The 15,018-nt window shown below is 70.6% G+C and carries 15 protein-coding genes; 12 read left to right on the forward strand and 3 right to left on the reverse strand.

All coding sequences use genetic code 11. The features are described from left to right. Positions 1 to 57: 57 nt before the first annotated feature. The 11 genes from GT755_RS11155 to GT755_RS11205 all read left to right on the forward strand — a co-directional run bounded on the left by GT755_RS11155 (position 58) and on the right by GT755_RS11205 (position 11,907). Complete coding sequence (locus tag GT755_RS11155; protein WP_328794293.1) at positions 58 to 1,689, forward strand: ABC transporter substrate-binding protein; 1,632 nt, start codon at positions 58 to 60, stop codon at positions 1,687 to 1,689. Next, positions 1,686 to 2,609, forward strand: coding sequence for an ABC transporter permease (locus GT755_RS11160; protein WP_161479646.1), 924 nt, complete (start codon positions 1,686 to 1,688; stop codon positions 2,607 to 2,609). Before GT755_RS11155 ends, GT755_RS11160 begins: the two co-directional genes overlap by 4 nt. Beyond that, positions 2,606 to 3,385, forward strand: a complete 780-nt coding sequence (locus GT755_RS39470) for an ABC transporter permease (RefSeq protein ID WP_161479647.1) — start codon at positions 2,606 to 2,608, stop codon at positions 3,383 to 3,385. The genes GT755_RS11160 and GT755_RS39470 overlap by 4 nt, the downstream gene beginning before the upstream one ends. After that, positions 3,382 to 4,959 carry a dipeptide ABC transporter ATP-binding protein gene (locus GT755_RS11170; RefSeq protein ID WP_161479648.1) on the forward strand — a complete coding sequence of 526 codons (1,578 nt, stop codon included), beginning with the start codon at positions 3,382 to 3,384 and terminating at the stop codon, positions 4,957 to 4,959. Before GT755_RS39470 ends, GT755_RS11170 begins: the two co-directional genes overlap by 4 nt. Next, the gene (locus GT755_RS11175; protein ID WP_161479649.1) at positions 4,880 to 6,202 is read left to right on the forward strand and encodes an NtaA/DmoA family FMN-dependent monooxygenase; all 1,323 of its coding nucleotides are present in this window, start codon (positions 4,880 to 4,882) and stop codon (positions 6,200 to 6,202) included. Before GT755_RS11170 ends, GT755_RS11175 begins: the two co-directional genes overlap by 80 nt. Continuing rightward, on the forward strand, positions 6,199 to 7,299 hold the full coding sequence (locus tag GT755_RS11180; protein WP_161479650.1) for an LLM class flavin-dependent oxidoreductase: 1,101 nt from the start codon (positions 6,199 to 6,201) through the stop codon (positions 7,297 to 7,299). Before GT755_RS11175 ends, GT755_RS11180 begins: the two co-directional genes overlap by 4 nt. Next, complete coding sequence (locus GT755_RS11185; protein WP_161479651.1) at positions 7,296 to 8,330, forward strand: LLM class flavin-dependent oxidoreductase; 1,035 nt, start codon at positions 7,296 to 7,298, stop codon at positions 8,328 to 8,330. Before GT755_RS11180 ends, GT755_RS11185 begins: the two co-directional genes overlap by 4 nt. Continuing rightward, positions 8,327 to 9,451 (forward strand): LLM class flavin-dependent oxidoreductase, encoded by a 1,125-nt coding sequence (locus GT755_RS11190; protein ID WP_161479652.1) that lies wholly within the window; start codon positions 8,327 to 8,329, stop codon positions 9,449 to 9,451. Before GT755_RS11185 ends, GT755_RS11190 begins: the two co-directional genes overlap by 4 nt. After that, positions 9,448 to 10,161, forward strand: coding sequence for a DUF1684 domain-containing protein (locus GT755_RS11195; RefSeq protein WP_161479653.1), 714 nt, complete (start codon positions 9,448 to 9,450; stop codon positions 10,159 to 10,161). Before GT755_RS11190 ends, GT755_RS11195 begins: the two co-directional genes overlap by 4 nt. A gap of 91 nt (positions 10,162 to 10,252) precedes the next feature. Next, positions 10,253 to 11,371, forward strand: a complete 1,119-nt coding sequence (locus GT755_RS39475) for a helix-turn-helix domain-containing protein (RefSeq protein ID WP_161479654.1) — start codon at positions 10,253 to 10,255, stop codon at positions 11,369 to 11,371. A 32-nt stretch (positions 11,372 to 11,403) separates the two neighbouring features. After that, positions 11,404 to 11,907 carry a hypothetical protein gene (locus GT755_RS11205; protein WP_202609898.1) on the forward strand — a complete coding sequence of 168 codons (504 nt, stop codon included), beginning with the start codon at positions 11,404 to 11,406 and terminating at the stop codon, positions 11,905 to 11,907. A gap of 38 nt (positions 11,908 to 11,945) precedes the next feature. On the opposite strand, the gene GT755_RS11210 is transcribed toward GT755_RS11205, so the two are convergent. The 3 genes from GT755_RS11210 to GT755_RS39480 are packed head-to-tail and all read right to left on the reverse strand — an operon-like array spanning position 11,946 to position 14,232. Continuing rightward, entirely contained in the window at positions 11,946 to 12,908 is a 963-nt protein-coding gene (locus GT755_RS11210) for an alginate O-acetyltransferase AlgX-related protein (protein WP_161479655.1), read from the reverse strand. 11 nt (positions 12,909 to 12,919) lie between these two features. Beyond that, positions 12,920 to 13,882 (reverse strand): MBOAT family O-acyltransferase, encoded by a 963-nt coding sequence (locus GT755_RS11215; RefSeq protein WP_328794294.1) that lies wholly within the window; start codon positions 13,880 to 13,882, stop codon positions 12,920 to 12,922. Continuing rightward, positions 13,828 to 14,232 carry an MBOAT family O-acyltransferase gene (locus GT755_RS39480; RefSeq protein ID WP_235966467.1) on the reverse strand — a complete coding sequence of 135 codons (405 nt, stop codon included), beginning with the start codon at positions 14,230 to 14,232 and terminating at the stop codon, positions 13,828 to 13,830. The genes GT755_RS11215 and GT755_RS39480 overlap by 55 nt, the downstream gene beginning before the upstream one ends. 124 nt (positions 14,233 to 14,356) lie before the next feature. Between GT755_RS39480 and GT755_RS11220 the strand changes: the two genes are divergently transcribed. After that, positions 14,357 to 15,004, forward strand: coding sequence for a response regulator transcription factor (locus tag GT755_RS11220; protein WP_161479656.1), 648 nt, complete (start codon positions 14,357 to 14,359; stop codon positions 15,002 to 15,004). Positions 15,005 to 15,018: the final 14 nt, after the last annotated feature.

Consider the following 15,018-nt stretch of genomic DNA (forward strand, 5'->3'; position numbering starts at 1 on the left):
CACACCCGCTTGACGGAGATTCCCCTATTTCCTACATTAAAAGTAGGAAACTGAGAGGTGATCTCCGTGCGCCGGTTCCGCGCCCCCCTTGCCGCATTACTGCTACTTCCGTTGCTCGCCGCATGCGGTGAGACCAGCGTCCCCCAGGGAAGCCCCGCCAAGGGCGGCTCGCTCGTCTTCGGCGTCAACACCGAGCCGCTCAACCTCGACCCCCACGCCAGCCCGCAGGACGTGACCGGCCTCTTCACCCGGCCCGTCCTCGACTCGCTGGTCGCCCTCGACGACAAGGGCGACATCCACCCGTGGCTGGCCAGCTCGTGGGAGATCTCCGACGACGGGCGCACCTACACCTTCAAGCTCCGCACCGGAGTCACGTTCAGCGACGGCACGCCCTTCGACGCCGCCGCCGTGAAGACCAACCTCGACCACATCGTCGACCCGGCGACCAAGTCGCAACTCGCGGCGGCCGCGTTCGGGCCGTACGAGAAGAGCACCGTCGTCGACCCGCAGACCGTCGAAGTCGCCTTCAAGGAGCCTTATTCGCCCTTCCTGGCGGCCCTGGCCACCGCCTACTTCGGCATCCAGTCACCCAAGCAGCTCGCGCTCGGGCCCGAGGCGCTGGCCAAGAAGGTCGTCGGGACGGGGCCGTTCGTCATCGACGCGTTCACGCCGCACCAGGGCATCACCTACCACCGCAACCCCGACTACGACTGGGCGCCGCCGATCGCCAGGCACACCGGCCCGGCCTACCTCGAACGCCTGGAGTTCAAGGTCATCGTCGAGGACGCCGTCAGGCTCGGCGCGCTGACCAGCGGGCAGATCGACGCCATCGCCAGTGTGCCGCCGGTCAACGTCACGCAGGTCGAGGCCAACCCGAAGCTGACCATCATCCGCAAGCAGGCCCCGGGCGGGAACTACAACTACTACCCGAACAACGAGAAGGGGGTCTTCGCCGACCAGAGGGTCCGGCAGGCCTTCCGCGACGGGATCGACTTCGCCACCGTCGTCGAGAAGCTCTACTTCGGCACCTTCGACCCCGCGTTCAGCGCGATCTCCCCGGAGACGGCCGGATACGACAAGGCCACCGAGACGCAGTGGAGGTACGACCCCGAAGGGGCCGCCCGGCTGCTCGACGAGGCCGGCTGGTCGGCCAGGGACGCCGAGGGCTACCGCACCAAGGACGGGCGGCGCCTGACGGTCAAGTGGCCCTTCCTCAAGGCGCTGGCCCGGGAGCAGCGCGGCACGCTGGCCGAACAGGTGCAGGCGGAGGCCAAGAAGGCCGGGTTCGACGTGCGGTTCGTCGACGTCACGCCTGCCGACTTCACCCCGAAGGCACTGGCCGGCGACTACGACCTCATCGACTTCAGCTGGCAGCGGGCCGACGGTGACGCGCTGCGCAACCTGTTCGCGATCTCCAACATCCCCCGCCCCGACTTCTTCGGCCAGAACCTGGCCCGCTGGAACGACGCCGAGGTCGACGGCTGGCTGACCGACGCGCTGCGCACCACCGACCCGGCCGAGCGGGCCGCGCTCTACGCCAAGGTCCAGCAGAAGGCCAACGCCGAGGCCTCGATCATCCCGGTCTACGTCTTCACCTACCTGCTGGGCGCGTCGAAGAACGTCCAGGACATCACCTTCGAGCCGCAGGCTTTCCCGGTCTTCTACGACGCCTGGGTGTCGCAGGCATGATCCGCCGTATCCTCACCCGGCTCGGCACCTCGGTGCTGGTGCTCTGGGGGGCGGTGACGGTCTCCTTCACCGCCCTCCACCTGACGCCCGGCAACGTGGTCGACGTGCTGATCGGCAGCAGCATCGTCACCCCCGAGGTGCGGGCCCAGATCATCGCCGACTACGGGCTCGACGAGCCGCTGTTCGTCCAGTACGCCACCTACCTGGGGCGGGTGCTGCGGGGCGACCTCGGGCAGTCGTACCAGCTGCACGAACCGGTCGCCTCGGCGATCGGGGCGCAACTCGGGCCGTCGCTGCAGCTCGCGGGGGCCTCGCTGCTGGTCGCCGTCGTGGTGTCGACGACGCTGGCGATCCTGACCGCGCGCCGGCGGCCCTGGATCCGGGGGTTGTCGTCGAACCTGGAGCTCATCGGGGTGTCGATCCCGACGTTCTGGACCGCGATCCTGCTGCTGACGATCTTCTCCTTCCAGCTCGGCTGGTTCCCGGCGGTCGGCGCCGACGGCCTCGCCGCGCTGGTGCTGCCGGTCATCGCGGTCGCGCTGCCGATCACGACCATGCTCACCCAGATGATGCGCGAGGGCCTGGAGCTCACCCTGGAGCAGCCCTTCGTGCTGACCGCCCGCACCCGCGGCATGTCCGACCTGGGGGTCCGGCTCCGGCACGCGCTGCGGCACGTGCTCGTCCCGACCGTGACGCTGATCGGCTGGCTCGTCGGCCTGACGGTCGGCGCGATGGTCGCGGTGGAGCAGATCTTCTCCCGCCAGGGCATCGGCCAGCTCACCCTGACCGCCGTCGGCGGCAAGGACCTGCCGGTCGTGATGGGCGTGGTGCTGCTCACGGCGGTCCTGTACGTCGTCGTCAACATCGTCGTCGACGTGCTCTACCTCCTCATCGACCCCCGGTTGCGGGGTGCCACGTGAGGATCTTCGCCGTGGCCTTCCTGGCCCTGGTCACGCTGGCCGCGCTCGCGCCCGGCCTGCTCACGGGCGGCACCCCCGACGCCGCCGACGCGCTGGCCGCCCTCCAGGGGCCGAGCGCCGACCACCTGCTCGGCACCGACGCCAACGGCCGCGACGTCTTCACCCGCATCGTGTACGGCGCCGCGCCCTCCCTGCTGGCCGGTCTCGGCGCGACCGCCCTCGCGGTGGTCGTCGGCACGGCGCTCGGCCTGCTGGCCGCGCTCGGCGGGCGGGTGGTCGACGAGATCGTGATGCGCCTGGTCGAGATCGTGTTGTCCTTGCCGACGCTGCTGCTGGCGCTGCTGGTCATCACGGTCACCGGGCCCGGCACGGTCAACGTGATCTTCGCGATCGCCCTCTACACCGCGCCCAGTTACGCCCGGCTGGTGCGCGCCCAGACCATGGTCATCCGCAACGCCGGGTTCGTGGAGGCGGCCGTCTCGCTCGGGCTCGGCAGAGGCCGGATCGTCACCCGGCACGTGCTGCCCAACGCGTTCGAGCCGCTGGTGGTGCTGGCCACCATCGAGGTCGGCACCGCCCTGGTGGCCGCCGCCTCGCTCAGCTACCTCGGGCTCGGGCCGCAACCGCCGGCGCCCGAATGGGGGGCGATGCTCTCGGCCGGGCGCGACTACTTCTCGGTCGCGTGGTGGATCGCGGTGTTCCCCGGGGTGGCGATCACGCTGACCGTCCTGTCCATCACCGTCGTCGGACGCCGGCTGCAGCGGAGGATCGCGTGAGCACACCCGTGGTCGAGGTGACCGACCTGCACGTGAGCTTCCCGGGCGTGCACGCCGTCCGCGGCGTCTCGCTCGCCGTCCACCCGGGCGAGTGCGTGGCCGTCGTGGGCGAGTCGGGGTCGGGCAAGAGCGTCACCGCGCGCACCCTCCTCGGGCTGACCGGGGAGGAGGCGACCGTCACCGCCGGGCGGCTGGCGATCGAGGGAGTGGACGCCTCGGGGTTCCCCGAACGCCAGTGGCGCTCGATCCGGGGGCGGAAGATCGGCTACGTCCTCCAGGACGCGCTGGTCTCCCTCGACTCGCTGCGCCCGGTCGGCAAGGAGATCGCCGAGACGCTGAAGCTGCACCGCGCGGCCCCCCGGCACGAGATCCCCGGCAGGGTGATCGACCTGCTGACCGAGGTCGGCGTGCCCGAGCCGGAGGTGCGGGCGAAGCAGTATCCGCACGAGCTCTCCGGCGGCCTGCGGCAGCGGGCCCTGATCGCCTCGGCCATCGCCTGCGGGCCCCGGCTGCTCATCGCCGACGAGCCGACCACCGCGCTCGACGTCACCGTGCAGGCGCAGATCCTGCGGCTGCTGGCCGAACGCAAACGGGCCGGTCAGGCGCTGCTGCTGATCAGCCACGACCTCGCGGTGGTGGCCGAGCTCGCCGACCGGATCCTGGTCATGAAGGACGGCGTCGTCGTGGAGGACGGCACGGCCGCGCAGGTGCTGGGGGCGCCCGGACATCCGTACACGAAGAGCCTGCTCGACGCCATCCCGGGGCCGGGCTCGCGGAACACCGTCGCCGGTGACGTGGTGATCAGGGCCGAGGGCCTGGTCAAGACGTTCAAGGGCCGGACCGCGGTCGACGGGGTCTCCTTCGAGCTGCGGGCCGGGCAGACGCTTGGCGTCGTCGGGGAGTCGGGGTCGGGCAAGACCACCACGGCCCGGCTGGTGCTCGGCCTGCTCCAGCCCGACCGCGGGACCGTCGAGGTCGACCGGCGGCAGACGCAGGTCGTCTACCAGGACCCGCTCAGCTCCTTCGACCCCCGCTTCTCGGTACGCCGCATCCTCGACGAGGCCCTGGAGGTCGGCGGGACGCCCCGGCGCGAGCGGGTGAAGCGCTCGGTCGAGCTGCTCGAACAGGTGGGGCTCGACGACAGCGTGCTCGACCGGCGGCCGCTGAAGTTGTCCGGCGGGCAGCGGCAGCGGGTGGCGATCGCCCGCGCGCTGGCCCCGCGTCCCCGCGTGATCGTCTGCGACGAGCCGGTGTCGGCCCTCGACGTGTCGATCCAGGCCCAGGTGCTCGACCTGCTCACCGGGCTGCAGGCCGAGCTCGGGGTCGCCTACCTGTTCATCTCGCACCACCTCGGGGTGGTGCACCACGTCAGCGACCACGTGCTGGTGCTGAAGGACGGCCGGGCCGTCGAGTCGGGCGACGCGCACCAGATCTTCACGGCGCCGGCCGACCCGTACACCCAAGAACTGCTCGCAGCCGTGCCAGGAGGGCACTATGACCAAGCAGATCCATCTCGCCGCGCACTTCCCGGGCGTGAACAACACCACCGTCTGGTCCGACCCCAGGTCGGGTAGCCAGATCGACTTCGACTCCTTCAAGCACCTCGCGCAGACGGCCGAACGCGGCAAGTTCGACTTCTTCTTCCTCGCCGAGGGGCTGCGGCTGCGCGAGATGAAGGGCCGCATCCACGACCTCGACGTCGTCGGGCGGCCCGAGTCGCTGACCGTGTTGTCGGCCCTGTCGGCGGTGACCACGCACCTGGGACTCGCGGCGACCGTCAACTCCACCTTCAACGAGCCCTACGAGGTGGCCCGGAGGCTGGCCACCCTCGACCACCTCTCGGGCGGCCGGGCCGCCTGGAACGTCGTGACGAGCTGGGACGCCTTCACCGGCGAGAACTTCCGGCGCGGCGGCTACCTGGCCGAGGCCGACCGCTACACCCGAGCCAGGGAGTTCCTCCAGACGGCCCGCGAACTGTGGGACTCCTGGGCCTCCGACGCGCTGCCCCGGGCCGACGGGCGGTTCGTCCGGCCCGGCGGCATCGGCTTCTTCGAGCACACCGGGCAGCACTTCGACATCCGGGGCCGGTTCGACGTGCCCCGGCCGCCGCAGGGCAACCCGGTGATCATCCAGGCGGGCGACTCGGAGGAGGGCCGCGAGTTCGCCGCCTCCTCCTCCGACGTCATCTTCAGCCGGCACAGCAAGCTGGAGGAGGGCCGCACGTTCTACCGCGACGTCAAGAGCCGCCTCGCCAAGTACGGCCGCACCGCCGACGACCTGAAGATCCTCCCGGCCGTCACCTACGTGCTGGGCGACACCCAGGAGGAGGCCGAGGAGCGCGCGGCCGAGATCCGCCGCGCCCAGGTCGGCCCGCAGACCGCGATCCTGTTCCTGGAGGCGATCTGGGGCCGCGACCTGTCCGGGTACGACCCCGACGGCCCCCTCCCCGACATCGAGCCCGACCTGTCGACCGACGTCTCCAAGGGCCGGGCCCAGTTCCGCCGCGACCGCGCCGAGACGGCGGCCAAGTGGCGGGCGCTGGCGGAGGAGAAGAACCTCTCGATCCGCGAGCTCGTCATCGAGACCGCCGCCCCGCAGACCTTCGTGGGCACCGCCCTCTCGGTCGCGGAGGAGATCGACCACTTCGTGCAGACCGACGCCGCCGACGGCTTCATCTTCGTGCCGCACCTCACCCCGGGTGGCCTCGACGACCTCGTGGACAAGGTCGTGCCGCTGCTCCAGGAGAAGGGCGTCTTCCGGGCCGACTACACCGGCCCGACCCTGCGCCACCACCTCGGACTGAAGGAGCTCTCATGAGCCTGCATCTCGCGGTCGCCCTCGACGGCGCCGGATGGCACCCGGCCGCCTGGCGGGCCGAAGGTGCTCGACCCGACCGGCTGTTCACCGCCGGCTACTGGGCCGACCTGGTCATCGAGGCCGAACGCGGCCTGCTCGACTGGGTCACCTTCGAAGACTCCCTCAGCCTCCAGTCGTCCCGGTACGACGCCCCCGACGACCGCCTCGACCAGGTGCGCGGCCGGCTCGACGCCGTGCTGCTGGCCGCCGCGGTCGCCCCGCTGACCTCGAAGATCGGCGTGATCCCGACCACCAGCGTGACCCACACCGAGCCGTTCCACGTGGCGATCGGCATCGCCTCGCTCGACTACGCCAGCAAGGGCCGCGCGGGCTGGCGTCCGCGGGTGTCGGGGCGTCCGGACGAGGCGGCGCACTTCGGCCGTCGTGAACTCCCCGACGTGGAGGCGCTGTTCCGCGAGGCGTCGGACGTCGTCGAGGTGGTGCGCCGCCTCTGGGACAGCTGGGAGGACGACGCCGAGATCCGCGACGCCACGACCGGCCGGTTCATCGACCGCGACCGGCTGCACTACATCGATTTCCAGGGCGAGTTCTTCTCCGTCAAGGGCCCGTCGATCACCCCGCGCCCGCCGCAGGGCCAGCCGCTCATCACCGCGCTCGGCCACTCCACCGCGCCGTACGAGTTCGCGGCCCGGAACGCCGACGTCCTCTACGTGACCCCGAAAGACCGCGACGACGCGCGGCGGATCGTCGAGGAGGTACGCGAGCTCAACCCCGGCCTGAAGGTCTTCGCCGACCTGGTCGTCTTCCTCGGCGACCACAAGGCCCGCCTCGACGAGCTCGACGGCGCCCCGCTGGAGTCGGACGCCCACGTCTTCGAGGGCACCCCGGCCGAACTCGCCGACCTGCTGCTCGACTGGGGTCTGGAGGGATACCGGCTCCGCCCGGGTGTCCTGCCGAACGACCTGACCGCCATCACCCGCGGCCTGGTGCCCGAGCTCCAGGCGCGGGGGGCGTTCCGGACCGCGTACGAGACCCCCGACCTGCGTGGACGGCTCGGGCTCGGCCGTCCGGCCAGCCGGTATGCGAGGGTGTCGTGAAGTTCCTCGCGCTCACGCTGGGCTTCCACAACCACCCCGCCAAGTCGGTCGACCAGCGTTTCCGCGAGATCGTCGAGAGCGCGGTCGTGGCCGAGGAACTGGGCTTCGACGGCTTCGCGTTCGGGGAACGCCACGAACGCCCGTTCCTGTCGTCGTCGCCGACCGTGGTGCTCAGCCACATCGCGGCGAAGACGTCCACGATCCGGCTCTTCACCGCCGTCACCACGCTCGCGCTGCTCGATCCCGTCCGGGCCTTCGAGGACTACTCGACCCTCGACCACCTGTCGGGCGGCCGGCTGGAACTGATCATCGGCAAGGGCAACGGCACCGCGCAGGCCGAGTTGTTCCACGTCACCGAGGCCGACCAGTGGGACCGCAACCGGGAGGGCTACGAGCTGTTCCGCCGCCTCTGGCGGGAGGACCGGGTCACCTGGGAGGGCCGCTTCCGCCCCTCGCTCGACGACGCCGAGGTGCTGCCCCGCCCGTTCCAGCAGCCGATCAGGGTCTGGCACGGCAGCGCCACCAGCCGCGAGTCGGTCGACCTGGCCGCCTTCTACGGCGACCCGCTGTTCTCCGCCAACGTCTCCAACCCGGTCGAGCCGTACGCCGAACTCGTCGCCTACTACCGGGAACGCTGGGAGCACCACGGCCACGATCCCAAGGACGTGGTCGTCGGCGCCGGGACGGCCGGCTACTACAGCGCCCCGAAGTCGCAGGACGCGATCGAGACCTACCGGCCGGTCTTCGACGCGCGGCTGAAGTTCTTCGCCCAGCGCGGCCTCGACCCGGTCTTCCACAGCCTGGAGGACGCCATCGAGCGCAGCTCGATCCTGATCGGCAGTCCCCAGCAGATCATCGACAAGGTCCACCGCTACCACGACCGGCTCGGCCACGAGGTCATGCACATCTCGGCCGAGGCCGAAGGGCTCCCCGACGCGCGGCACCGGGCCTCGCTCGAACTGTTCCAAGCGGAGATCGCGCCCGTGCTCCGCGCCGAAATCCCCAGCAGACCCCTGGGAGGGCTCGCATGACCCGGCTGTCCATCCTCGACCTGGCCCCGATCGTCTCAGGCGGCGACGCCCGGCAGGCCCTCGCCAACACCCTCGACCTGGCCCGCACGGCCGAAGCGGCCGGTTATCACCGCTACTGGCTGGCCGAACACCACTTCACGCCGGGCGTGGCGAGCTCGGCCCCCGCGGTGCTGATCGGCGCGGTCGCCGCCGCGACCAGCACCATCCGCGTGGGCTCGGGCGCGGTGCAACTCGGGCACCAGACCGCGCTGGGCGTCGTCGAGCAGTTCGGCACCCTCGACGCGCTCCACCCGGGCCGCATCGATCTGGGCCTCGGCCGGTCGGGCCAGCGGGCCAAGGAGTTCCGCGCCGCCGCCGACGCGCCCCCGCCACCGCCGCAGGAGGCGCGGGTGGTCGACGGCCTGCTCATCCCGAAGCCGTTCTCGTTCGCCTCCATCGCCAACAAATCGATCTTCACCCTGTGGGCGCAGCTCCTCCAGCAGCCCGGCGCGGAGGCGCCCGACTTCGCCGAGCAGGTCGACGACATCAGGGCGTTCATCGCCGGGACCTACCGGTCGGCGGAGGGCGTGGAGGCCCACGTCAACCCGGGTGAGGGCGCCGAGCTGGAGCTGTGGATCCTCGGCAGCAGCGGCGGCCAGAGCGCCCAGGTCGCCGCCGAACGCGGCCTGCCGTTCGCGGCCAACTACCACGTCAGCCCGTCGGCGGTGCTGGAGGCCGTGGAGGCCTACTGCGACGCGTTCAAGCCGTCGGAGCTGCACGCCAAGCCCCACGTGATGGTCTCCGCCGACGTCGTCGTGGCCGAGACGGAGGCTCTCGCGAGAAGGATCGCCGCGCCGTACGGGTTGTGGGTGCGCAGCATCCGGACCGGAGACGGGGCGATCCCGTTCCCCACGCCCGAGGAGGCGCTCGCGCACGAGTGGTCGCCCGAAGACCGCGAACTGGTCGCCGACCGCCTCGACACCCAGTTCGTCGGCACGCCCGCCCAGGTCGTCGAGCGCCTCCGGGTGCTCCGTGACGTCACGGGCGCCGACGAACTGCTCGTCACCACCATCACCCACGACCACGCCGACCGCGTGCGTTCGGCCGAACTGCTCGGCCGGGCCTGGAAGGAGCTCTCATGACCACCCGCGAGGACGAGGTGCGGGACCTGCTCACCCTGACCGGCACGACCTGGATCGACGGCGAGACCGTCGTCCCGGGCGTGCCCGGAGTGTGGAGCCCGACCGGCGGCGGCGTCGAGCTGAAGGCCGGCCTCGACGACGGCCTGACCATCGACGGCGAACCCGTGACCGGCCCGGTCGTCATCACCCCCGACGTGCCGGCCCTGTACTTCGGCCGCGTCAGGATCCAGCTCGTCATCCGCGACGGCCTGCCCGCGATCCGCACGTGGGACCCCGACGCCGAGACGCTGCGCGCCTTCACGGGCATCGAGTCCTACCCCCACGACCCGGCGTGGATCCGCCCGGCCGTCTTCCGCCCCTACGGGGAGACCCGCCCGGAGACCGTCCTCACCGCCGACGGCCGCGACCGCGACCTGCTCCTGGTCGGCGAGGTCGTCGTCGACCTCCCGGGCGGCAGCCGCACCCTCGCGGTCACCGAGGCCCCCGGCGGCCTGTCGGCCCACTTCGGCGACCTGACGAACGGAGATGAGACCTTCCGCTTCCGCACCCTGCCCCTGCCCGCGCCGGGGCCGGACGGGACGCTGGAGGCCGACTTCAACAGGGCGCACCTGCCGCCGTGCGCCCTGACCGACCACTTTCTGTGCTTCTTCCCCCCGCCGGGCAACCGCCTGGACGTGAGGGTGACGGCGGGGGAGAAGCGCATCGTCTGACCGGGTGATGAAGTCAGTATTTGGCGGCTACCTGGGCTTTTGTGAGAACTGTTTTGCTTGCGATTTCCGCAAGCATCCATAGACTCAACTCATGCCGGACCCGACGACCACCCGAATACACCAGCTGATCTCGGCACGGGGCCAGACCCAGCGGCAGTTCGCCGCCGAGGTCGGCATCGACGAGACCAAGTTCTCCAAGTCGATGTCCGGCGTCCGCCGTTTCACCTCGCTCGAACTGGCCAGAATCGCCGAAAGGGGCGAGGTGACGGTCGACTGGCTACTCGGCGTCGACCGTCCGTTGCCGGCGACGGCGGCACGAACCCGCGACGCCGTCGACTCCGAACAGGCGGCGATCGCAGAGGCCACGCGCCTATCACGTTTCTGGGCCGACCTGGAGTTCCTCGGATACCGTCAACCGAGAGCAGACCTCAAGGCACGCCCACCCGGCGGTCACCCCGGCGGCCAGGGCCGAGCCCTGGCCGCGACCGCGATCCAGATGGCCGTCGCGGCCGGGCACCGACCCTGGGAGACGTGCGACCTCACCGGCCTGGTCGAAACCGTCTTCGGCATCGACGTGCGGGTGATGCGGTTCGAAACCCGCTACGAGGGCCTCAGCTGGCGGGATGAGACCTGCAGCCTGATGGTGGTCGGCACTTCCGAGGTTCCGGCCCGCCAGCGGTTCACCATCGCCCACGAGCTGGGTCACCTGCTTGCCTCCGACGACCAGGGCCTCCACTCTGATGCCAACCTCAACGACGGCGACCACACGAAGCAGGACACCGAGGTGCGGGCCAACGCGTTCGCCACCGAGTTCCTGATGCCGGCCAAGGTCCTGACCGAACGCGCCCGGAACCTGGAATGGTCGGAGCGCGCCTTCGCCATGCTGTCCTGCGATCTCTGCGTCTCGCCGGTGGCCCTGGCCTGGCGACTCCTCAACCTCAGGCTCATCACCGAGGAGCAGTGCACGGGGTTCCGATCGATCACCGGGCTCGCCGCCGCGGAACTGGCCGGACGTCTTGACGAACACGTGCGCCTGATCAGCAGATCGGAACAGCCGCGCATCCCGCTGCAACTGCTGAAGACGAGCTACCGCGCCTATCAGGAGGGCCAGGCCACCATCAGACCGCTGGCCAACCTCCTCGCGATCGACCCCGGCCAGCTCAAAGCCATCATGGACGGTGCCCGAGAGGACATCCCCCTCTCGTCCTGAGTCTGTTCATCCACTGGTTCCCCGACAACACCGTGCTGATCAACTTCGCCTGCGTGAAGCGGCTCGATCTCCTCAGGGACATCCTGCGCGGCCGGGGCCGCTGGACCGAGGCCATCGAGTATGAGGCGCACAGGTCCGCCCAGTTCTATCCCGATCTCCACACCCTGATCAGCGATGGCTGGCTGGGTGAGGCGATCGAGGTCTCCGACCCGCAGGCCGTGTTCCGAATCAACCGCATCCGCACGGCCGCGTTCGGCGGCTCCCATGACGAGCCGACCAAGCACCTGGGAGAGGCTCAGACCTGTTATGTGATCAAGTCCTTTCCGGAATTTCGGCATTCCTACTGGATCACCGATGACCGGGACGCGGCCGAGTACGCCCGAGCCCAGGGAATCACGACCAAAGACACGCGCAGGCTGATCTCCGACGGCGTCCAAGACGGCGCCTGCACCGCAGACGAGGGATTTCGCCTGTTAGGCGAAATGCGGGCACTCGGCCGGAGCGTTGACGTGCCCGGTGACCTCGCCGACCTCTGACGGGCACGCCGGCGGGCTCGTGGCGGTCACCCGGGATCTCAGAGGAGGGGAGAGCTGCCGCCGACCAGGTGGCGTTCGACGATCTCCACGATCACCGTCTCGGCGTCGTCCCACGTCACCGGGCCGTCGTTGCGCTGGTAGGTCAGGTTCGCGAAGTAGGGGCGCAACCACGGCATCGAGTTGCGGGTGAACGAGTCGCCGATCAGCACGGTCTTCGGCTCGTAGAGCGCCGCGCCGGTGCGGTCGAGCCGGTGGCGGTCGATCGTCTCCTCCCGGGGAGAGCCGAGCAGCCGGCCCAGGTCGCCCTCTCGCGGCTCGCGGCCGGTGAACTCCAGGCGGGTGCCGGCAGCGAGGGCCGGGTCGAGGACGCGGGCCAGTTCGGCGGCGTAGGTCGCGGCGGCACGGTCGGTCCAGTGGCTGTCGGTACGCCAGTAGGCGGGTTGCCCGGTGGTGCGCTGGAGCTCCTCCAAGGGGGCGCGCAGGTCGACGTACCAGGGGAGATCGGCCTCTCGGAGCGCGGTCCAGAACTCCTCCTTGCGGTCCCGTAGGCAGTCCCGGCCGGGGAAACGCGACGGGAGCCACTGGGGGGAGACCGTCGTCTTGTCGGGGGCGACGGTGAGGACGAAGCGTTTGCCGGCCGCCTCGACGCGTTCGCCCAGGCGGCGCAGCGCCTCGATCGTCTCGGCGATCGCGCGTTTCGGCCGGCAGGCCTCGGTCACGTCGTCGCCGAAGTAGAGCCATCCGTCTTCGCCCTCGATGACCCTCGGGTAGCCGAAGCCGTAGGCGGGGGCGTGGCCGAACAGCGACTCGGTCAGGAAGACGTTCGCGCGCACGGCCTCGTCGCGTAAGGGCAGGTGGGCGGTGGCCCACGCGGTCCAGTCGCCGTCGAGGGCGGGCAGCGGCGGCAGGGGCCGGTTCTCCATCTCCACGGCGCGTTCCCCGGCCGCCAAGGCGATGGCGGGGGCGAAGAAGAAGAGCAGGGCGGCCAGGCGGGTGCGCATGGGCGTACACCTCAGAACTGGTAGTAGAGGAACGGGCTGAACGTGCCGGCGGCGACCAGCAGCGCGGCGTAGGGGGCCGCCAGCCAGGTCACCGCCGTGCGGAGCGGGCGCGGGCCGGTCGCGACCAGCGGGCCGAGCGGGCGGCCGGGCAGGAACACGATGAGCAGGGCCAGCGCGAAGACGGCCAGGCGTTGCGGGTTGGCGGCGTGGGCGACGAACTCGTCGAGGGGGCCGGGCCGCCACGTCACCATCGCGCCGAGCATGCGCCACGCGGCCGGCATGCTCTCGGCGCGGAACACCACCCAGCCGAAGACGACCAGCAGGAATGTGACCAGACGGCCGGGACGGAAGCGCAGCACCCGTTCGGCGACCAGCAGGACGCCGTGGTAGAGGCCCCAGACGAGGAAGGTCCAGTCGGCGCCGTGCCACAGGCCGCACAACACGAAAACGGTGAGCAGATTGCGATAGGTCTGCCACGGGCCGTGCCGGTTGCCGCCGAGCGGAATGTAGACGTAGTCGCGGAACCACCGCGACAACGACATGTGCCAGCGCCGCCAGAAATCGGTTATCGAATGGGCCGAATAGGGCCGGTCGAAGTTCTCCGGCAGCCGGAATCCGATCATCAGCCCCAGGCCGATCGCCATGTCCGAGTAGCCGGAGAAATCGAAATAGATCTGCAGCGTGTACGCCAGCGCGCCCACCCACGCCGTCATGGTGGACATCTCCGCGCCGGGCGCGAACGCGGCGTCGGCGATCGGCGCCAGCGAGTCGGCGATGACCACCTTCTTCGCCAGCCCCAGCGCGAACCTCGGGAACCCGGCCGCGAGCCCGCCCTCGACGGGCCTGGCCAGCTGGCCCGAGATCTCGTGATATCTGACGATCGGACCGGCCACGAGCTGCGGGAACATCGCGATGTACGTCACGAAGCCGACCACGCTGGTCTGCGCCGGCGTGCTGCGCCGGTAGACGTCCACGACATGGAGATGTGGTGGAAGGTGAAGAACGAGATGCCGATCGGCAGCGCCAGTTCGACCAGCGGCACGCCCTCCATCCCGAGGGCGCGGAGCTGCTCGGTGGCGAATCCGGCGTACTTCCAGACCGCCAGGATCGCCAGGTTCCACCCGACCGCCGCGCCGAGCACGATCGTGCGGCGGCGCTCGATCCGGCCGAGCACCCGCCCCGCGGCGTAGTTCACCGCGATGGCCGACAACAGCAGGAGCGTGTACGCCCCCGCGCCCCACGCGTAGAAAACCAGGCTGGCCACCGCGACGATCCCGTTCCGGAACCGGGGCAGCAGCCAATAGGCCACGAGCGTGGCCGGCATGAAGAACCACAGAAACAGTGGCGCGGCGAATGACATCGCCGGGAGTCCACCAGAATTGTCATCTGGACGGCATAAACAGAATTGGTTATGTCCGCGTTATTCGCCCTCTGACATCCTGGGCCGGATGCGGGTCCTGGTCGCCGAAGACGAACGAATGATCGCCGACGCCGTCGTGGCCGGGCTGAGGGCCGAGACCATGACGGCCGACGTCGCCTACACCGGCGCCGCCGCGCTGACCCTGCTCGCCGCCGGCGATTACGACGTGCTGGTGCTCGACCGCGACCTGCCGGGCGTGCACGGCGACGAGATCTGCCGTGCGGTCGCCGGGAGCGTGCGGGTGCTGATGCTGACCGCGCTCGGGGGCGTGCCCGACCGGATCGCCGGGCTCGCCCTGGGGGCCGACGACTACCTGCCGAAACCCTTCGTGTTCGCCGAACTGGTGGCCCGGGTCCGCGCCCTCGGCCGCCGGTCGGGCCCGGCCGACCCGCCGGTGTTGCGGCGCGGCGACCTGAGCCTCGACTCGGCCCACCGGCAGGTGTTCCGGGCCGGGCGGTACGTGCCGCTGGCGCGCAAGGAGTACGGCGTGCTGGCCGTGCTGCTGCGGGCGCGGGGCGGGGTGGTGTCGGCCGAGGAACTCCTGGAGAAGGTGTGGGACGAACAGACCGACCCGTTCACCAACACGGTGCGGACCACGATGATGAAGCTCCGCCGCAAGCTGGGCGAACCGGCGGTCATCGAGACCGTGCCCGGCGTCGGCTATCGCCTGCTCTGAGCATCAGGGCCCGG

Source organism: Herbidospora solisilvae (assembly GCF_009901565.1).
In the GTDB taxonomy this organism is placed as follows: domain Bacteria; phylum Actinomycetota; class Actinomycetes; order Streptosporangiales; family Streptosporangiaceae; genus Herbidospora; species Herbidospora solisilvae.